Raw genomic sequence first — 19,194 nt, 5'->3', positions numbered from 1 at the left:
GACGCCGCGCAGGCGCCGAGCCGGAGGGAGACCTCCCGCCCTGGGCACGCGTCCGCGTACCACTCGCCCGTGTGGCCACTCGAGGACGGTACCGGTCTCCGGCCGCGACATCCGGCAACCCCGACCTTCCGGGCGCGTCGCCTCAGAGCATGCTGCCTCAGACCTCGACCACCACCGGCACGATCATTGGCCGACGCCGGTAGGTGTCGCTCACCCAGCGTCCGACCGTGCGGCGGACCAGCTGCTGCAGCGCGGCGACGTCCACCATGCCAGAGCGCATCGACTCGGCCAACGCCTCGGACACCAGGCCGCGTACCTGCTCGAACGTCTCGCGGACGTCGGAGAACCCCCGGGCCGACAGCTCGGGGCCGCCCACGACCTTCCCCGACGCGGCGTCGACCACGACCGTGATCGTGATGAAGCCCTCATCACCCAGGATGCGACGGTCCTTCAGACTCGACTCGCCGACGTCACCGACGGCGAGCCCGTCGACATAGACGTAGCCGCACGGGACGACACCGGTGATGTTCGCCTGCCCGTCGACCAGGTCAACGACCATGCCGTCGTCGGCGAGCACGATCCTGTCCGCGGGCACACCGGTCGCCTCGGCGAGCGCGCCGTGCGCCCGCAGATGGCGCCACTCGCCGTGTACCGGCATGACATTGGACGGACGGGTGGCGTTGAGGACGTAGAGGAGCTCGCCGGCCGGTGCGTGCCCGGAGGTGTGCACCTTGGCCACACCCTTGTGGACGACCTTCGCTCCCCAGCGGGTCAGCCCGTTGATCACCCGATGGACCGCGGTCTCGTTGCCCGGGATCAGGCTGGAGGCGAGCACGACCGTGTCGCCGGCCTCGATCCGGATCGCGTGGTCACGGTTGGCCATCCGGGACAGGGCCGACAACGGCTCGCCCTGGGAACCGGTTGAGACCAGGCAGACGTTGCGGTCGGGCAGCGAGGCGACGTCCCGCATGTCGACCATGAGGCCCGGCGCGACCCGCAGCAGGCCCAGGTCGCGGGCCACCCCCATGTTGCGCACCATCGAGCGTCCCACGAAGCACACCGAGCGACCATGCGCCTCCGCCGCGTCAAGGATCTGCTGTACCCGGTGTACATGGCTGGCGAAGCACGCGACGATGATCCTCTTGTTCGCATCCCGGAACACGCCGTCGAGGACAGGAGCGATCTCCCGTTCCGAGGTCACGAAGCCGGGCACCTCGGCGTTGGTGGAGTCGGACAGCAGCAGGTCGACGCCCTCCTGGCCGAGCCGGGCGAAGCCGCCCAGGTCGGTCAGCCTGCCGTCGAGGGGAAGCTGGTCCATCTTGAAGTCGCCGGTGTGCAGCACCAGACCGGCCGGTGTGCGGATCGCGACGGCCAGGGCGTCCGGGATGGAATGGTTGACCGCGAAGAACTCGCAACCGAACGGGCCGAAACTGTGGACCTGCCCCTCCCGTACCTCGACCGTGACCGGCGTGATGCGGTGCTCGGCGAGCTTGGCCACGGTCAGCGCGAGCGTCAGCCGGGAGCCGACCAGCGGGATGTCGGCACGTTCGCGCAGCAGGTAGGGGACGGCGCCGATGTGGTCCTCGTGGGCGTGGGTGAGCACGACCGCCTCGATGGCGTCCAGCCTGTCCCGGATGGCGGTGAAGTCGGGGAGGATGAGGTCGACGCCGGGCTGGTCGCTCTCGGGGAAGAGCACTCCGCAGTCGACGACGAGCAGCCGGCCGTCGAACTCGAACACGGTCATGTTGCGGCCGATCTCGCCGAGGCCCCCGAGCGCGACGATACGCAGCCCGTCCGGCGGAAGCGGTGGCGGTGTTCTCAGCCCGGGGTGGGGATGGCTCACGCGGAACCCGCCGTTGCAGCCGTAGCAGCCGTAACAGCCGTAGCGGTGGCCACGTCCGCGGACAGGTCGATCCCGGCCGCGGCCAGGTCGGCCCGGAGTTGCTCGCGCTCCTGCCCGGTGGCGTCCACCAGCGGCGGCCGGACTCCCCCAGCGGGCAGCCCGGCCATGTGAAGAGCAGCTTTTGTCATGATCACACCTTGGTTCCTGAACATGCCCTCGTACGCCGGAAGCAGACTCAGGTGCAGTGAACGGGCACGAATGGCGTCACCTGCGTCGAAAGCATCGATCATCGAACGAATCCGGGCGGTGGCGACGTGCCCGACGACGCTTACGACCCCCACGGCCCCCACCGCCAGGAGTGGGAGGTTGAGAATGTCCGTACCGGAGTAGTACGCAAGTTCTGTTCGAGCAAGGACCCACGATGACGCACCAAGATCGTCCTTGGCGTCCTTGACAGCCACGATCCGTGGATGGTCGGCCAAGCGTACCAGCGTATCCGTTGCCACCGGGACACCGGTACGGCCAGGTATATCATAGATCATGACGGGTAGCCCAGTAGCGTCCGCGACGGTACGGAAGTGCTCCGCAAGCCCGCTCTGCGGAGGCTTGCTGTAGTAAGGGCTGACCACCAGCAGCCCGTGCGCGCCGGCCTTCTGTGCCGCCACGGCCAGTTCCACCGTGTGCCGAGTGTCGTTGGTGCCCACACCGGCAATCACCTTCGCCCGGGTGCCGACAGCCTCCACCACCGCCCTGAGCAGCTCTTCTTTTTCCGCGTCCGAGGTGGTCGGCGATTCCCCTGTCGTCCCGTTGACGACCAGGCCATCGTTGCCGACGTCCACCAGATACTCCGCGAGTGCCGCGGCACCTTTAAGATCAAGTTCACCGTCCACGGTGAACGGAGTGATCATTGCTGTAATCATGCGACCGAAGGGCGCTCGGGACAACACTGACATGCCGGTCACCTTAGTTCTCATGGTGCCTTGTCGGACAATACCCGACACGGCACGTGACGGCACCTCGGACGCACAACCTCGGACGCACATGAGTCCGTCACACATGAGACGGCCGGAATGCCGACGACGGCCAGGAAGCTTCGACGATAGCCGCTACCCAGCGCGACCGGCATCCCGGCGGCAGCACCCCGACGGCGCCCCCGGCCCGGGTTTCTTCGGCATGGCGATCAGTCTACTCCGTTGACGGGCGCAGCAGCCCTGGGCACAGCAGCGTCCACTGCGCCCACCGGCCGTGTTCCATCGCCGTCCCGGCCGTGTTCCGCGGAACACAGCCCTCCCTCCAGAAAGATCGACTTTCTGCCGAAGGCTCCCCAGCAGCCCACCCGAGCAACAGCCTGCCGCCAGAAAAGCAGCAGATCGGTGCACGTATCGTCACTATCAGCAAGCACCACCTACGACCACCAGGCCTCTGCAACCGACGCAGCCGTGTTCCGCGGGGCACGAGTCCAGCCTCCGACCCGCGCCTCACGCCTCACGAGCCTTCGCCTCTCACGACCCCTCTCAGGCTTCCCGTCACGACCTTTTATGCCGTCACGACCCTCTTGCGCAACAGGCGACGCAGGCCTAATATCGAACTTATGTTCGATATCGACGTGGAGCATGCCCCTCTCCACCAGCTTGAGGCGGAAATCTGCGCCTGGGCCGGGCGGATCTCAGCCGCGATGTGCGCCTGGCTGCTGGCGCTGGCCGCGTTCGACCGCCGCGAGGGCTGGGCAGGGGTGGGGATCCGCTCCTGTGCGCACTGGCTGTCGTGGAAGTGCGGGATCAGCCTGCGTACCGGCTATGAGCACCTCCGTGTCGGGCATGCTCTCGAACAGCTCCCCGCGCTGCGCGACGCCTTCGCGGGCGGCCGGCTGTCCTATGCCAAGGCCCGCGCCATCAGCCGGGTCGCCGACGTCGACAGCGAGGCCGAATGGGTCCGCCAGGCCGAACATGCCACGGCCAGTCAGCTTGACCGGCTCGTCGCCGCGTACGGCCGTCTGCGTGGCCGCGACGGGCTGGGAAGGGCGGTCGACCGACACGCCCGCCGGTCCTGTTCGTGGCGGTGGGACGACGACGGCAGCCTGATCGTCCACGCGCGGCTGACCCCCGAGGACGGCGCCCTGTTCATCAAGGCCCTTGACGCGGCTCACGCCGGCCACACATCTGACATGCCTCGCGACCAGGCCGCGAATGCCGACGCCCTCACCACGGTCGCCGGCGGTTTCCTCGCCAGCAGGGCACCTACGCTGGCCGACCCCGCCCGCTACACCGTGAACGTCCACGTCGACGCGAACCTGCTCACCGACGGCGTCCCTCCACACGACAGTGGCCGCCCGCACCAGCCCCGCAGTGACGTCGAACCCGGTGTCGCGGTGCACCCGGAAACCGTTCGCCGGCTCGCCTGCGACGCGGGTGTCACCATCCCGGACGCCGGGCGCCGGCGCCGCACCGTCCCACAGGCCCTACGTCGTCTCCTGGAGGCCCGTGACCAGGGCACCTGCCGCTACCCCGGCTGCGACCACACCCGCTGGCTGCACGCCCACCACGCCGTCCACTGGGCCGACGGCGGCAGAACGGATCTCGACAACCTCGTTCTGCTCTGCTCGTTCCATCACCATGCCGTCCACGAGGCGGGGCTCATCCTCGCCATCGGCGAGGATCACAGCGTCACCGTACGGCGTCCCGACGGTACCGTGATTCCCCATCAGCCTCCCCTCAGCACAGGCGACGAGCCGCTACGCCATCTGCGGGACGCGACCGCGTCCGTCGCCCACGACGCCATCACCGGACGGTGGGCCGGGGAACCGCTGCACCTTCAGGAGTCGGTCACCGCTCTCCTCAACGCGGGAGCTGTCCGGCAAGGCACGCGCGGACGCCTCGGGCGATCTCCAGCTCCTCGCGGGCCTCGACAACGAGTGTCCGGACCGGCGAGCCGGCAGCAGTGATGTCATGATCACCAGAGGTATGGGCGGCGTTACGGTCCGGGTCGACAGCCACACCGAGGAAGCCCAGCCCGTCCGCGGCGCCGGCTCGTACCGCGGCGGAGCGCTCCCCCACCCCGCCGGTGAAGACCAGCGTGTCCAGGCCGCCGAGAGCCGCCGCCATCGCGGCGATCTGCGCACGCAGGCGGTGGAGGTAGACCGCCAGCGCCAGGGAGGAGGCGGCCTCGCCGGTGACGGCCTGGTCGACGACCGTACGCATGTCCGGGGTGCCGGCCAGGGCGGCCAGGCCCGACCGGTGGAACAACGCCTCGGTGAGCTCGTCGGCGGACAGGCCGGCCGACGTCTGCAGCCACAACAGCAGACCCGGATCGATCGTGCCGGAGCGGGTCGACATGACCAGCCCCTCCAAGGGGGTGAACCCCATGGTGGTGTCGATGCCGACGCCGTCGCGGACGGCCGCCAGCGACGCGCCCGACCCAAGATGGCAGGTCACCACCCGGCTCCCGCCGGTCAGTACCGCCGCCCGGCGGGACGCGTACGCGTGGGACAGCCCGTGGAAGCCGTAGCGGCGCACGCCGAGACGGTCCCGCCAGTCGGCCGGGACCGCGTAGGTGGTCGCGGCCGGTGGCATCCGGGCGTGGAAGGAGGTGTCGAAGCAGGCGACCTGGGTGATGCCGGGCGCCGCGGTCCGTATCTCGGCCAGTGCGGCGAGCGCCGCCGGCTGGTGCAGCGGGGCCAGTACGGCGAGCGAGTGTAGCTCCTTGGCCACCCGGTCGGTGACGACCACCGGGCCGGTGAACACTGTCCCGCCGTGCACGATTCGGTGCCCGACCGCGCCGAACTCGCCGCGGCGGGCCAGGTCCGTGATCGTCGCGGTGACCTCGTCCGGGTCCGGTCGGCCTTCCCGCGCGCGAAGGTCGACCGCGGCCAGCAGAGCGTCCCCCGGCCCGAGGAGGCGCAGTTTCAGGCTGGACGAACCGGCGTTGACCACGAGGATGTTCACGCCGCTGATGTGCACAGCGCTGGGCCGTCTAGTAGGGCCAGGTCCAGTTGGAGATCTCGGGCATGTCCGTGCCGAAGTCGCGGGTGTACGCGCGGGCCGCGATCCGGGCGTCCACCATGTCCTGCCGAACGTGTGCGGCGCGCGCGCCCAGTGACGGGACCCGGTCGATCACGTCGATCACCAGGTGGAACCGGTCGAGGTTGTTCATCATCACCATGTCGAACGGTGTGGTGGTCGTGCCCTCCTCGATGTAGCCGCGGACATGGATGTTGATGTGGTTGGTACGCCGGTAGGTCAGCCGGTGGATCAGCCATGGGTAGCCGTGGTAGGCGAAGATCACTGGCCGGTCAGCGGTGAACAGCGCGTCGAACCGGGCGTCGGAGATCCCGTGTGGATGTTCGCTGTCGGGCTGGAGGCACATCAGATCGACGATGTTGACGACACGTACCTTCAGGTCGGGGAAGTGACGTCGCAGGATGTCGACCGCGGCCAGGGTCTCCAGGGTCGGGATGTCGCCGGCGCATGCCATGACCACGTCGGGCATGCCGTCGACGGATCCGTGATCGCCGGCTTTGTGGTCGCCGGCTTTGTGGTCGTTGCTGGCCCAGTCCCAGATGCCGATGCCCCGGGCGCAGTGGGCGATCGCCGCGTCCATCGGCAGGTAGTTCAGCGCTGGCTGCTTGCCGGCCACGATGACGTTGATGTAATGCCGGCTGCGCAGACAGTGGTCGGCGACGGACAGCAGTGTGTTCGCGTCCGGCGGGAGGTAGACCCGGATTATCTCCGCCTTCTTGTTGACCACGTGGTCGATGAAGCCCGGGTCCTGGTGGGAGAAGCCGTTGTGGTCCTGCCGCCAGACGTGGCTGGTGAGCAGGTAGTTCAGCGACGCGATCGGGCGCCGCCACGGGATGTGGCGGGTCGTCTTCAGCCACTTCGCGTGCTGGTTCACCATCGAGTCGACGATGTGGATGAACGCCTCGTAGCAGGAGAAGAGCCCGTGCCGGCCGGTGAGGAGGTATCCCTCCAGCCAGCCCTGGCACAGATGCTCCGAGAGCACCTCCATGACCCGGCCGTCCGGCGCCAGGTCGTCGTCACCGTCGACGATCTGCGCGTTCCAGGCCCGGGACGTCGTCTGGAACAGCGCGCCGAGACGGTTGGAGGCGGTCTCGTCCGGGCCCATGACCCGGAACGTCGTCGGGTTCGCCGTCATCACGTCCCGCAGGAAGCCGCCGAGGACCCTTGTCGCCTCGCTGAACGTCGTGGCCGGGCTGGTGACCTCCACGGCGTAGTCGCGGAAGTCGGGCAGGGCCAGGTCGCGCAGCAGTTCCCCGCCGTTGGCGTGCGGGTTCGCGCTCATCCGCCGGTTGCCCGACGGCGCGAGGCCGGCGAGTTCGGCGACCAGGCGGCCGTCGGCGTCGAAGAGCTCCTCGGGCCGGTAGCCGCGCAGCCACCGTTCCAGCTCCGCCAGGTGCTCCGGACTGTCGTGGATCTGCGCGACCGGCACCTGGTGGGACCGCCACGTGCCCTCGACCTGCGCGCCGTCGACGACGGCCGGGCCGGTCCAGCCCTTCGGGGTGCGAAGGACGATCATGGGCCACAGCGGGCGGGACGGGTCGCCGTGCGCCCGTGCCTGCCGCTGAATCCGGGCGATCTCGGCGACGACGGTGTCGAGGACGGCGGCGAAGCGCTGGTGGACCTGCTCGGGATCGTCCCCGGTGACGTGGAACGGCTGGTAGCCGTAGCCGCGCATCAGATGGTCGAGCTCGGCCTGGGGGATGCGCGCGAGCACGGCCGGTTGGGCGATCTTGTAGCCGTTCAGGTGGAGGATCGGCAGTACCGCGCCGTCACGGACCGGGTCGAGGAACTTGTTCGAGTGCCAGCTCGCCGCCAGCGGGCCGGTCTCGGCCTCCCCGTCCCCGACGACCGCGCAGACCAGCAGGTCAGGGTTGTCGAACGCGGCGCCGAAGGCATGGGTGAGGGCGTAGCCGAGCTCCCCGCCCTCGTGGATCGAGCCGGGGGTCTCCGGCGCCACATGGCTGGGGATGCCACCGGGGAAGGAGAACTGGCGGAACAGCCGGCGCAGCCCGGCGGCGTCCCGGGTGATGGAGGGGCAGACCTCGGAGTACGTGCCTTCCAGGTAGGCGTTCGCGACGATGCCGGGGCCGCCGTGGCCCGGGCCGATGACGTAGATCGCGTTGAGGTCGTTCGTCCTGATCACGCGGTTCATGTGGGCGTAGATCAGGTTGAGCCCCGGTGTGGTGCCCCAGTGGCCGAGCAGGCGGGGCTTGACATGCTCGGCCCGCAGGGGCTCCCGCAGCAGGGGGTTGTCGAGCAGGTAGATCTGGCCGACCGACAGATAGTTCGCCGCGCGCCAGTAGGCGTGGATGCGCCGCAGCTCGTCCGGTGACAGCGGCCCCGGTGACAGCGGCCCTGCGGCGGCGGTGAGAAGGCTGTTGGTCATGCATCCACCTCAGTCGGCGAGCGGGCTCGACGCAACCTCGGTCCCGTCGTCCAGGGCGGTCACCTGGAAGTCGCCGAAGACATTCGGCGCGAGTCGCTGGAGCTCACGCAGCACCGCCACCGCCAGGGCGCGGATCTCGACGTCGGCCGCCTCGCTCGCCCGCATCGCGACGAAGTGACGCCAGGCCCGGTAGTTCCCGGTCACCACGATCCGGGTCTCGGTGGCGTTGGGCAGCACCGACCGGGCGGCCTGCCGGGCGAGCTTGCGCCGGGAGGTCGGTGCCGCCACGTCGGCGAACCGCTTCTCCAGCCCCTCGAGGAGCCTGCCGTAGGCCTCCAGGGAGGCGGCGGCGGCCTCGGTGAACAGCTCGTGCAGCCGTGGGTCCTCGGCGATGACGTCGGGCTCGATCACGGCGGCGTCCCGCTCCGGTACGTAACGCTGGGAAAGCTGGCTGTAGGAGAAGTGCCGGTGGCGGACCAGCTCGTGGGTCAGGCTCCGGGAGACCCCGGTGATGTACACGCTCACCGTCGCGTGCTCGAGCACGGACAGGTGCCCGACGTCGAGGATGTGGCGCAGGTAGCCGGCGTTCGTGGCCGTGGCGGGGTTCGGTTTCGACCAGCTCTGGTAACAGGCCCGGCCGGCGAACTCCGCGAGCGCCTGGCCACCGTCGGCATCGGTGGACCAGTCGACGTCGTCCGGTGGGGTGAACTGCGTCTGAGCGATGATCTGGACGCGCATGCCCATACCGTAACCTGCGGCCAACTGGCCCCGGACCGGACCTATGGCGACCTACGGCGGCCTAGATTCTGGGCGGCGCCGGGCCGTGGTAGACCAGGATCGACGGTCATCCCCCCGTCAACCCCCGGCCGCCCACAGGCGGGCCGACGGCGGGCAGACGCTGGCGACCAGCAGCCGCCCGCCGTCGCGCACGCATCCGAACACCGCCAGGTGCAGCGGCCGTTCGGCCGGCACCGGGAGGCCGCCGTCCACGTCGTATCTGGCGTTGGTGACCTTACGGCGATGCGCGGCCGGGTCGTCCGCCGTGCCGGCCGGCGCGTCGGAGCGCCAGACGACCATCATCTCGGTGCAGCCCGGCGGCCAGGTCCAGCGCAGCAGGTCACCGGCGAGGTGCAGACCGGTCGCGGGCTCGAGGCGGTCCGCGGCGTTCAGGGCGACGGGCGCGGTCAGGACGGGAGCAGGGCCGGGCTGGTCCGCGCCGGACCGGGCGGGGGCGGACCACAGCCCGGAGCGGCCGGCGAGCACCTCGTAGACCGGGATCGGCGCGTCCGGGCCGACCCCGCCGTCCTCGATGCTGGTGACCTGGGTGACGCCGACCGCGCGGGAGGCGCCGTCCGGCCCGATCCGCAGCACGCGGTACCTGATCGTGCCTGCCGACGGCGACGGCTGCCAGGTGACCACCACGGCGCGGCCGGCACGCCGGGCCCGCACCCGCGCCGGTGGCGCCACCCCGGTGACGGCGAGGGCGTCGCGGGCGGCCTGATGGTCGGCGACGATCTCCAGTGCCTCCAGCAGCAGGCTCTCCCGCTGCGCGCCGTGGCTGCGGCCGGCGGCGGCGACCATCTCGTCGGCGCGCGCGAGCTGCTCGCGGACGGCCGCGGTCTCCTCGGCGACGCTGCGCCCGTCCCGGCCGGGCACGTCGGCGGCGTCGCGGGCGAGCTCGTCGAGCAGCCGGGCGGCGGTCCGCAGGTTGCGGCCGGCCAGCGCCGCCTCGACCTGCCGCCACCGCGACCCGGCCTCGCGGATGGCCTGCTCGACCTCGTCGGCGACGGCCCGGATCGCGGGCAGCAGCTCCCCGGCCCGCTCCCGGGCCTCGGCGACCTGCTCGTGGGCCTCGACCGGGCGGCCCGCCCGTAGCGCGGCCCGGGCCCTGGCCAGCGGTTCCAGCCACTGTGTGGCCCGGGACGGCTGAGCTGGCGGGGCCGGTCGGGCCGGCTGGGCCGGCCGGGGCAGCCGGGCCGGCTGAGCCCGGACGGGGGCGTCCGGCACGTCGACGCCGTGCTCGCGGGCGAGTTCGGCGAGCACGGCCTCGGCCCGGCCCCGGTCGAGGCCGTGCTCCTCGGCCTCGGTGAGGAAGCCCGTGTAGTGCCGTGGGGTGAGGGCGTCCTCGACCAGCACCGCCGCGGCCACCGCCGGGCGCAGCCGGGCGGTCACGTCGGCCGCCAGGGCGTCCAGGTACAGCGCCGGGTCGGCGTCGACGAGCAGGGCGGTGACCGCGGCCAGCAGGTCGTCCACGAGTGCGCGGCGGCGGTCCGGGCGGCGTTCGCGGTTGCGGGCGGCGAACTCGTCCCGGGCCTGGCGGATCTCGTCCCGGTCGGCCTCGGGAGGCAGGCCGAGCAGGGTGAGCAGGCTCGTCGGCGGGGTCTCCCCGGACAGCCGGCCGAGCTCGTCGAGGTCGGCGCGTACCTGCCGGAGCAGGTCGGGGTCGACGGCGGGACGGTCGGGACGCGCCGGCGTCCCGGCGGGCAGCACCTTGTACCGGCGCACCCGCAGGGCGAAGGCGTCGGCGTCGATGCCACGCTCGGCGGCGAGCTGCCGCAGGCCGGGGAGCTTGTCCTCGGGCAGGCCGCCGAAGCGCTGCACCAGCCGGGCCACGGCGGCGTCGAGGTCGGCGAAGCGCTGCCCGTCCCGGTCGTCGCGCTCGCGGCGGACCCGCTCGGCGAGCAGGCCGCGGCGGCGCGCGTCGAGCAGCTCCGGGCCGGCCTGGTCGTGCGCGGCCAGCAGGGCGAGCACCAGGCCTCGGTACTTGGGATGGTCCCGGGACTTCTGCCAGAAGGCCCACACCGCCTCGACGCGGGCGGCGACGTCGGCGTCGGTGAGCCGGTCGGCCTCCGCCAGCGGGATGTCGTACAGCTCGAAGGGGTCGGACTGCCCGGCCCCACCGCGGGCCTGGACGACGGCAAGGACCCGCTTGCGGTAGTCGTTAGGCTGGAAATCCTCCACGCCCGCTCCTTCAGCCCTCCCGACGGCGCAGCCGGGCCACCGCGTCCCGTTCCCGGGCGACGTCGGCCTGGCTGAGTGCCGCGCTGGTCTCCACCCGCACGGTCAGGGGACGGTCGGCCAGCCCCTCGTGCAGCGCGGTCACCTCCAGGATGCCGTCGAAGCCCATCCGGAAGGTGATCTCGATGGGCGTCCCGGCCGGGAAGCCCGGGGGGATCCCGGTGATGTCCGCCTGTGCGATGATCTTAACGTCGTCGACCCGGGTCGACTCGGCACCGCCGCCCTGTTCCACCACATGAACCGTGACAACATCCTGATCGTCGCGGACGGTGCCGAAGCTGCGCCTGACCGCTATCGGCAGCCGGTCGTTGCGGTGGACGAGGAACACCGCGGAGCGTTCGCCGAAACGGTCGAGCGCGAGCACGCCGAACCCGCGGGAGACCACGTTGACCACCTGCACCTCGACGGTGCGGCGGACCCGCTCGGCGGTCAGCCCGAAGGCGTCCGCCAGGCGCCGGCAGGCGGCGGCGAGATCCTCGGGCGCGGCGGTGTCGGGCTGGGCGCCGTCGAGGATCTGCCCCCGGGACACCAGGTCGGCCAGCACCAGCCGCTCGATGGCCTTCTTCTCCCCGTAGAGGGCCGCGCCCTTGGCAACCGCGAGGTCGGGGTCGCGCAGCTCCACCGGCACGCCGAGCTCGGCGGCCAGCCGGCGGGCCACCGCCGGCATCCGGGACGAGCCGCCGACGAGCAGCACCCGGTCCAGCCGGGCGACCCCGCGGGCCCGGGCCGCGGCCAGGACGGAGCGGGCCAGTGTCACGGTCCGCTCCAGCAGGCCGGCGGTCAGCCGCTCCAGGTCGTCCCGGGAGAACGGCACCGTCAGCGCGTGCCCGTCGTGCTCCACCCGGACCGTTGTCCGCGTCCGGTCGCTGAGCTCGCGCTTAGCCTGTTCGGCCGCCAGCAGCAGCGCCTGGGCGGCCTCGGAGTCGTCGAGGGGGTCCTCGGCGCCGGGATGGGCGTCGAGGAACTGCCGGGACAGGTACAGCACGATCTTCTCGTCCCAGTCGGCCCCGCCGAGCTGGTGGTCGCCGTCGACCGCGACCACCGAGACCCGGCGGTCGGCGAGCTCGACGACGGTCACGTCGAAGGTGCCGCCGCCGAGGTCGTAGACGAGCGCGGCCTCCTCGTGCCCCTCCCGCCCGCTCCGGCCCGCGTCGGAGGCGCCGGAGGCGTCGGCGTTGAACCGGGCGAAACCATAGGACAGCGCGGCGGCGGTCGGCTCGTTGATGACGTCCACGACCGTGAGGCCGGCGTACTGCCCGGCGAGCACCGTCGCGCGGCGCTCCTCGTCACCGAAGTAGGCCGGGACGGTGATGACGACGTCGCGGACCGACTCGCCGGCGGCGAAGGCCACGTCGCCGACCAGCGCCCGCAGGATCAGGCTGCTGACCGCCGGTGCCGACCAGGCCCGCCCGGAGCTGACGAAACGCCAGTCACCGTCGCCCATCCGGCGTTTGACCAGCGCGCACACGTCGTCGGCACGGGCGCGGGCGAGACGGCGGGCGGGCTCACCGGTGACGTAGTCGTCCGGCCCGACGAACAGCACGACGCTCGGCAGCGTGGCGGCGCCGTCGGAGAGCGGGACCACCTCCGGCTCCCCCAACCGGTTCACCCGGGCAACACAGCTGTACGTGGTTCCGAGATCGATTCCGTAGACGACGCCCGCGCTCATGTCCGAAACGTATCGAGATCACGCGGCGGAATCGGCGCGTTCGAGAGCTATTGCGTAGCGCATCGCACGCCGTCCCCGACGGGTGTCCCCAGCGTCACCGTAAGCCGCCGCGAGCCGGTACCAGGCCCGCCAGTCCCGGGGGGCCGCCTCGGTCTCGGCCCGCCGGGTCTCGAAGAGCGCGTCGGCGGCGGCGCGGTCGATCCGGCCGGAGGGGCGTCGCGGCAGCTGCGTCGCGACGTCGGCGGATTCCGCTGACAACTGGCGGCCCAGCCGTTCGGCCGCCCGGCCGAACTGCAGCTCCCGGACGACGACGGCCACGCCCACCACGGGCAGCAGCAGGACGCCCACGCCCATCCCGCGCGCGGCCCAGCTGTCCTCGGTGAGCAGCTGGACGCCCCGCCAGCCGATCAGGGCGAGGTAGAACACCGCCGCGACGACCAGCACGACCACCACGTGACGGGCCTTCACCGCCGCGGCCCCAACGGTCCGGGCCTCACAGCTCGAGCAGGGCCTCGAGGCCCACGGTCAGGCCGGGCCGGTCGGGCGTGCGGCGCACGCCGAGCAGCACCCCCGGCATGAAGGAGGTCCGGTCCAACGAGTCGTGACGCAGGGTCAGCGTCTCGCCGGCGCCGCCGAAGAGCACCTCCTGGTGCGCGACGAGCCCGGACAGCCGGATGCTGTGGACGGGCACCCCGCCGACCCGCGCGCCGCGCGCCCCGGGCAGCGCGGACGAGGTGGCGTCCGGGCCGGCCGGGTCCAGCCCGGCCTTGGCCCGGGCCCGCGCGACCGCCTCCGCGGTGTGGGCGGCCGTCCCGCTGGGGGCGTCGAGCTTGCCCGGATGGTGCAGCTCGACGATCTCCACGGACTCGAAGAAGCGGGCTGCCTGGGCGGCAAAATGGATCATGAGCACCGCCGCGACCCCGAAGTTCGGGGCCACCAGCACCCCGACCCCGGGGGCGTCGGCGAGCCAGCCGCGCACGGTGGCCAGCCGCTGCGCGTCAAAGCCGGAGGTGCCCACGACGACGTGCAGGCCGGCGTCGACGCACCAGCGCAGGTTGTCCATGACGGCGTCGGGGCGGGTGAAGTCGACGACGATCTGGGCGGCGCGCAGGGCGTCGCGGTCGTCCCCGGCGTCGGCCGCGGCGACCAGGGAGAGATCGTCAGCGGCTTCGACGGCGGCGCGGACCGTCGAGCCCATCCGGCCGCGGGCGCCGAGCACACCGACCCGCAGGCGCTCGGGGGCGGCGGGAGCGGAGCTCATGCCGCGACCACCCGCGCGAAGTCGTGGCCGTCGAACGGGCCGATCACGCCCAGGGCGAGCGGACGGGTGAGCAGCTCGGCGGCGACGGCCCGGACGTCGTCGCGGGTGACCGCGTCCACCCGGGCAAGTATCTCGTCGACGGAGAGCAGCTCGCCGTGGACGAGCTCGCTCTTGCCGATCCGGCTCATCCGCGAACCGGTGTCCTCCAGGCCCAGCACCAGGGAGCCCCGGCTCTGGCCCTTGGCCCGGGCCAGCTCCTCGTCGGTGACGCCCGCCGTCGCCATCAGCTCGAGCTGCTCGCGGCAGAGGGCGAGCACGTCGTCGGCGCGCCGCGGCGCGCATCCCGCGTACACGCCGAACAGCCCGGCGTCGGCGAAGTGGGAGGCGAACGAGTAGACGGAGTAGGCCAGCCCGCGCTTCTCCCGGACCTCCTGGAACAGCCGGGAGCTCATCCCCCCGCCGAGGGCCGAGGACATGATTCCCAGGGCGAACCGGCGGTCGTCCTGGCGGGACATCCCGACGGTGCCGAGCACGACGTGCGCCTGCTCGGTGGGACGCCGGTGGACCACCACGCCCGCGGCGTCGGGGTAGGTGTAGGAACCGCCGCGCGCCGCCGCCGGGGCGCCCAGCCCGCCCAGCCGGTCGGCGAAGGCCGAGGTGACGAGCGCGAGCGTCCGCTCATGGTCGATGTTGCCGGCGACCGCGACCACCATGTCCGACAGGGTGTACCGGGAGCGGTAGTACTCGGCGATGGTGTCGCGCTCGAGGTTCTCGATGGACTCGGTCGTGCCCAGCACCGGGCGGCCCAGCTCGGTGTCGCCGAGCAGGGCCGCGGAGAACACGTCGTGCACGACGTCGCTCGGGTCGTCGTCGTGCATGGCGATCTCCTCGAGGATCACGCCGCGCTCGGCCTCGACGTCGTCGGCGGTGATCAGCGAATGGGAGATCATGTCGCTGAGCACCTCGACCGCGTCGGCGAGGTCGCTGTCGAGCACCCGCACGTAGTAGCAGGTGTACTCCTTGGTCGTGAAGGCGTTGAGCTCACCGCCGACCGCCTCGATCGCCGCGCTGATCGTGAGCGCGTCCCGGGAGGGAGTGCCCTTGAACAGCAGGTGCTCGAGGTAGTGGGAGCAGCCCGCCGTCAGTGGGCTCTCGTCGCGGGAGCCCACCCCGACCCAGATCCCGATCGCGACCGAGCGGACCCCGGGGACCTGCTCGGTGAGCACCCGCAGCCCACCGGGCAGCATCACCCGCCGGACCCCGCCGGACAGCAGCTCCTCGCCCGCCCTGATGACAGCCGTGTCGGTCACCGGCGGCGGTCAGGCCCCGACCGGGACGCCGTCGGCGTCCTCGACCACGGGGCTCAGGCTGATCTTCCCGCGGCTGTCGATGTCGGTGATCTCGACCTGGAGCTTCTGGCCGACCTGGACCACCTCTTCCACCTTCTCCACCCGCTTCCCTCCGGAGAGCTGCTTGAGCTTGCTGACGTGGAGGAGCCCGTCCTTGCCCGGGGTCAGCGAGACGAACGCGCCGAAGGTCGTGATCTTGACGATCGTGCCCAGGTAGCGTTCCCCGACCTCGGGGAGCTGCGGGTTGGCGATCGCGTTGATCGCCGAACGAGCGCTCTCGGCGGAGACGCCGTCCTGCGCGCCGATGTAGATGGTGCCGTCGTCCTCGACGGTGATCTCGGCCCCGCTGTCCGCCTGGATCTGATTGATCATCTTGCCCTTCGGGCCGATGACCTCACCGATCTTGTCTACCGGGATCTTGACGGAGATGACCCGTGGCGCGTGGGCGGACATCTCGTCCGGCCCGTCGATGGCCTCGGCCATGACGTCGAGGATCGCCAGCCGCGCGGCCCTGGCCTGCTGGAGCGCGCCGGCGAGGACGGTGGCGGGAATGCCGTCCAGCTTCGTGTCGAGCTGGAGGGCCGTGACGAACTCCCGCGTCCCGGCGACCTTGAAGTCCATGTCGCCGTAGGCGTCCTCGGCACCGAGGATGTCGGTGAGCGTGACGAACTGGTCACCCTCGCGGATGAGCCCCATCGCGATCCCGGCGACGGCGGCCTTGAGCGGGACACCGGCGTTCAGTAACGACAACGTGCTCGCGCAGACCGACCCCATACTGGTCGACCCGTTGGAGCCCAGCGCCTCGGAGACCTGCCGGATCGCGTACGGGAACTCCTCCCGGCTGGGCAGCACGGGCAGCAGCGCCCGCTCGGCCAGCGCGCCATGGCCGATCTCGCGCCGCTTCGGCGAGCCCACCCGGCCGGTCTCCCCGGTGGAGTACGGCGGGAAGTTGTAGTTGTGCATGTAGCGCTTGGTGCGGTCGGGGTTGAGCGTGTCGACCGTCTGCTCCATCCGCAGCATGGCCAGGGTGGTCACGCCGAGGATCTGGGTCTCGCCCCGCTCGAACAGCGCCGAGCCGTGCACCCGGGGGATGAAGTCGACCTCCGCCGCCAGCTCGCGGATCTCGGTGACCCCACGCCCGTCGATGCGGACGCCGTCGGCGACGATGCGCTGGCGCACCAGCTTCTTGGTCAGGGCGCGGTAGGCCGCGCCGATCTCCTTCTCCCGGCCCTCGAACTGGCCCACGACCTTCTCCGCGGCCAGCAGGCGGACCCGGTCGAGCTCGGTCTCCCGCTCCTGCTTGCCCGCGATGCGCAGCGCCGCGGCCAGCTCGTCACCGACCGCTATCGTGAGCGCTTCCAGCACGTCGTCGTGGTAGTCGATGAACAGCGGGAAGTCACGGGTGGGCTTGGCTGCCCGCTCGGCCAGTTCGCGCTGGGCCCGGCACAGCTCCCGGATGGCGGGCTTGGCCGCCTCCAGGCCCGCGGCCACGACGTCCTCGGTCGGGGCGGACGATCCCGCGGCGAGCAGCGGGATCGTCTGCACGGTGGCCTCCGCCTCGACCATCATGATCGCGACGTCGGAGCCGTCGTCGAGGACGCGGCCGGCCACAACCATGTCGAAGGTGGCCCGCTCCAGCTCCGCGTGGGTCGGGAAGGCGATCCAGGTCCCGTCCACATAGCCGACCCGGGTGGCCCCGACCGGGCCTGAGAACGGCAGCCCGGCCAGTGTCGTGGACGCGCTGGCGGCGTTGATCGCGACCACGTCGTAGAGCGTGTCCGGGTCGAGGGCGAGCACTGTCGCCACGATCTGGATCTCGTTGCGCAGGCCCTTGACGAACGACGGCCGCAACGGGCGGTCGATCAGGCGGCAGGTCAGGATCGCGTCCTCGCTGGGACGCCCCTCCCGCCGGAAGAACGAGCCGGGGATACGCCCGGCGGCGTACATCCGCTCCTCGACGTCCACCGTCAGCGGGAAGAAGTCGAGCTGCTCCTTGGGCTGCTTGCTGACCGTCGTCGCGGACAGCACCATCGTGTCGCCCAGGTAGGCGACGGCCGAGCCGGCCGCCTGGCGGGCCAGCCGGCCCGTCTCGAAACGGACGGTCCGCTGGCCGGCGGCACCGTTGTCGATGACTGCCTCGGCCGAGATCGTCTGGTCTTCTACTGGCACCATTCCTCCTCCACATCGGCCGGGTCCGTCTCGCCGAGGAGGCCGGCGCTCAGTCGAAGCCCCCGGGTCCACCGTACGACCGCCTCGTACGGCCCAGCACCCGGGCACCACCACCGAGGACCGACAGCTCGCACCGTCACGGACCCGGTCAGATCAATGGAAGCGACATCGCCTCACATACGACATCGCTTCCCCATCGCTATCCCCGCCTCCGCCGCTACCGCCGCAGCCCGAGCCGCTCGATCAGCGACCGGTACCGGCTGATGTCGGTGTTGGCGAGGTAGTTCAACAGCCGCCGCCGGCGCCCGACCAGCAGCAGCAGGCCCCGCCGGCTGTGATGGTCGTGCTTGTGCATCTTCAGGTGCTCGGTCAGGTCACTGATCCGCCGGGTGAGCATCGCCACCTGCACCTCGGGGGAGCCGGTGTCCCGCTCGACCGTGGCGTACTCGGACAGGATCTGCTGCTTGACGTCGCTCGCGAGCGGCATGCGAAACCTCTTTCGTCACCGGGCGGGATGCGCGCCCGGGGTCTTCCCCACCCGGGCTGACGGACACACCACGCTCGTCTGGTGTCGAAGCTTACCAACCCAGCGGGTACTGCCCGACCTGCGTCCGCCGGCGTCCCACGGCTACCGGTGCCCCGGGCCCGCTACCGCGATGATCTTGCGGGTGGCGGTCACGTCGGCGGCCATCTGGGTGACGAGGTCGCCCACGGAGTCGAAACGCAGGGTCGGGCGCAGCCGTTCGGTGAACTCGAACGCCAGCTGGGCGCCGTAGAGATCGCCGTCGAAGTCGAGCAGGTACGCCTCGACCCGGCGGTCGGCGCCATCGAACGTGGGGTTCGTCCCGATCGAGATCGCCGCCGGGTGACGCGCCGGATGACGCTCGGTGGCCCGCAGCACGTACCCGGCGTAGACGCCGTCCGCCGGCACCGCCGCGTACCGGGTGGTGCGCAGGTTCGCTGTCGGATATCCGATGGTCCGCCCGCGCGCGTCCCCGTGCACCACGGTCCCCTCGACCCGATGGTCACGGCCGAGCGCACGCGCCGCCGTCGCCACGTCACCCTCGGCGATACGAGCCCGAATGTGGGTGGAGGAGAGCACATGGTCGTCCTCGCGCACGAGCCGGACGCCCTCCACCGCGAAGCCCGCCGCCTCGCCGGCGCGGCGCAGGCTCTCCAGGTTCCCCTCCGCCCGGTGGCCGTAGGTGAAGTTATCGCCGACCACCACCACACTCGGCCGCAGCCGGGGCCGCAGCATGCCGTGGACGAAGTCCGCCGCCGGCATCAGGCTGAACTCGGGCGTGAACGACTGTACGCACACGGCGTCGGCACCCAGGCGGCCCAGCAGTTCGATCTTGAAATCAGGAGTGGTCAACAACGGTGGGTGACTGCCTGGACTGATGACCTCCGCCGGATGCGGGTCGAAGGTCAGCACCAGGACCGGCTCGCCGGCCTGACGCCCCCGCTCGACCGCACGGGTGAT

The 19,194-nt window shown here is 71.5% G+C and carries 14 protein-coding genes; 1 reads left to right on the top strand and 13 read right to left on the bottom strand.

All coding sequences use genetic code 11. The features are described from left to right. Positions 1-157: 157 nt before the first annotated feature. Together NBW84_RS05405 and dapA are read right to left on the bottom strand one after the other, a co-directional pair. Positions 158-1,843, bottom strand: a complete 1,686-nt coding sequence (locus NBW84_RS05405) for a ribonuclease J (protein ID WP_250282264.1) — start codon at positions 1,841-1,843, stop codon at positions 158-160. Further along, positions 1,840-2,796, bottom strand: a complete 957-nt coding sequence (gene dapA / locus NBW84_RS05400) for a 4-hydroxy-tetrahydrodipicolinate synthase (protein ID WP_250292377.1) — start codon at positions 2,794-2,796, stop codon at positions 1,840-1,842. Before dapA ends, NBW84_RS05405 begins: the two co-directional genes overlap by 4 nt. A gap of 638 nt (positions 2,797-3,434) precedes the next feature. Between dapA and NBW84_RS05395 the strand changes: the two genes are divergently transcribed. Then, a complete protein-coding gene (locus NBW84_RS05395; RefSeq protein ID WP_250282261.1) occupies positions 3,435-4,784 on the top strand; it encodes an HNH endonuclease in 1,350 nt (449 codons plus the stop codon). Here NBW84_RS05395 and NBW84_RS05390 read toward each other — a convergent pair. The 11 genes from NBW84_RS05390 to NBW84_RS05340 all read right to left on the bottom strand — a co-directional run. Beyond that, positions 4,678-5,784: an acetate/propionate family kinase gene (locus NBW84_RS05390; protein ID WP_250292381.1), complete on the bottom strand. Its 1,107-nt coding sequence runs from the start codon at positions 5,782-5,784 to the stop codon at positions 4,678-4,680. The two genes, NBW84_RS05395 and NBW84_RS05390, sit on opposite strands and share 107 nt — an antisense overlap. Before the next feature lie 28 nt (positions 5,785-5,812). Further along, positions 5,813-8,245 carry a phosphoketolase family protein gene (locus NBW84_RS05385; RefSeq protein ID WP_250282259.1) on the bottom strand — a complete coding sequence of 811 codons (2,433 nt, stop codon included), beginning with the start codon at positions 8,243-8,245 and terminating at the stop codon, positions 5,813-5,815. Between the two features lie 9 nt (positions 8,246-8,254). Then, a complete protein-coding gene (gene thyX, locus NBW84_RS05380; RefSeq protein WP_250282284.1) occupies positions 8,255-8,983 on the bottom strand; it encodes an FAD-dependent thymidylate synthase in 729 nt (242 codons plus the stop codon). A gap of 117 nt (positions 8,984-9,100) precedes the next feature. Further along, complete coding sequence (locus NBW84_RS05375) at positions 9,101-11,206, bottom strand: hypothetical protein (RefSeq protein WP_250282258.1); 2,106 nt, start codon at positions 11,204-11,206, stop codon at positions 9,101-9,103. A 10-nt stretch (positions 11,207-11,216) separates the two neighbouring features. Further along, the gene (locus NBW84_RS05370) at positions 11,217-12,932 is read right to left on the bottom strand and encodes an Hsp70 family protein (RefSeq protein ID WP_250282256.1); all 1,716 of its coding nucleotides are present in this window, start codon (positions 12,930-12,932) and stop codon (positions 11,217-11,219) included. 18 nt (positions 12,933-12,950) lie between these two features. Further along, the gene (locus NBW84_RS05365) at positions 12,951-13,400 is read right to left on the bottom strand and encodes a hypothetical protein (protein WP_250282255.1); all 450 of its coding nucleotides are present in this window, start codon (positions 13,398-13,400) and stop codon (positions 12,951-12,953) included. 25 nt (positions 13,401-13,425) lie between these two features. After that, the gene (gene dapB / locus NBW84_RS05360) at positions 13,426-14,193 is read right to left on the bottom strand and encodes a 4-hydroxy-tetrahydrodipicolinate reductase (RefSeq protein ID WP_250282253.1); all 768 of its coding nucleotides are present in this window, start codon (positions 14,191-14,193) and stop codon (positions 13,426-13,428) included. Further along, complete coding sequence (locus tag NBW84_RS05355; protein ID WP_250282251.1) at positions 14,190-15,503, bottom strand: M16 family metallopeptidase; 1,314 nt, start codon at positions 15,501-15,503, stop codon at positions 14,190-14,192. The genes dapB and NBW84_RS05355 overlap by 4 nt, the downstream gene beginning before the upstream one ends. Positions 15,504-15,512: 9 nt before the next feature. Beyond that, complete coding sequence (locus tag NBW84_RS05350; RefSeq protein ID WP_250282249.1) at positions 15,513-17,714, bottom strand: polyribonucleotide nucleotidyltransferase; 2,202 nt, start codon at positions 17,712-17,714, stop codon at positions 15,513-15,515. Between the two features lie 214 nt (positions 17,715-17,928). Then, positions 17,929-18,198 (bottom strand): 30S ribosomal protein S15, encoded by a 270-nt coding sequence (rpsO, locus tag NBW84_RS05345; RefSeq protein ID WP_250282247.1) that lies wholly within the window; start codon positions 18,196-18,198, stop codon positions 17,929-17,931. 141 nt (positions 18,199-18,339) lie between these two features. Next, positions 18,340-19,194, bottom strand: an 855-nt coding sequence (locus NBW84_RS05340) for a bifunctional riboflavin kinase/FAD synthetase (RefSeq protein ID WP_250282245.1), incomplete at its 5' end; no start/stop codon positions are given.

The organism is Protofrankia sp. CiP1_Cm_nod2 (assembly GCF_920664355.1).
Classification (GTDB): Bacteria; Actinomycetota; Actinomycetes; order Frankiales; family Frankiaceae; genus Protofrankia.
This window is presented reverse-complemented; position numbering and strand designations above follow the sequence as displayed.

What these genes read in the sequence shown, in the direction of transcription:
- dapA (WP_250292377.1), bottom strand. Translation starts at nt 2,796, where the DNA reads ATGTCAGTGTTGTCCCGAGCGCCCTTCGGTCGCATGATTACAGCAATG.
- NBW84_RS05395 (WP_250282261.1), top strand. Translation starts at nt 3,435, where the DNA reads ATGTTCGATATCGACGTGGAGCATGCCCCTCTCCACCAGCTTGAGGCG.
- NBW84_RS05385 (WP_250282259.1), bottom strand. Translation starts at nt 8,245, where the DNA reads ATGACCAACAGCCTTCTCACCGCCGCCGCAGGGCCGCTGTCACCGGGG.
- thyX (WP_250282284.1), bottom strand. Translation starts at nt 8,983, where the DNA reads ATGCGCGTCCAGATCATCGCTCAGACGCAGTTCACCCCACCGGACGAC.
- NBW84_RS05370 (WP_250282256.1), bottom strand. Translation starts at nt 12,932, where the DNA reads ATGAGCGCGGGCGTCGTCTACGGAATCGATCTCGGAACCACGTACAGC.
- dapB (WP_250282253.1), bottom strand. Translation starts at nt 14,193, where the DNA reads ATGAGCTCCGCTCCCGCCGCCCCCGAGCGCCTGCGGGTCGGTGTGCTC.
- NBW84_RS05350 (WP_250282249.1), bottom strand. Translation starts at nt 17,714, where the DNA reads ATGGTGCCAGTAGAAGACCAGACGATCTCGGCCGAGGCAGTCATCGAC.
- rpsO (WP_250282247.1), bottom strand. Translation starts at nt 18,198, where the DNA reads ATGCCGCTCGCGAGCGACGTCAAGCAGCAGATCCTGTCCGAGTACGCC.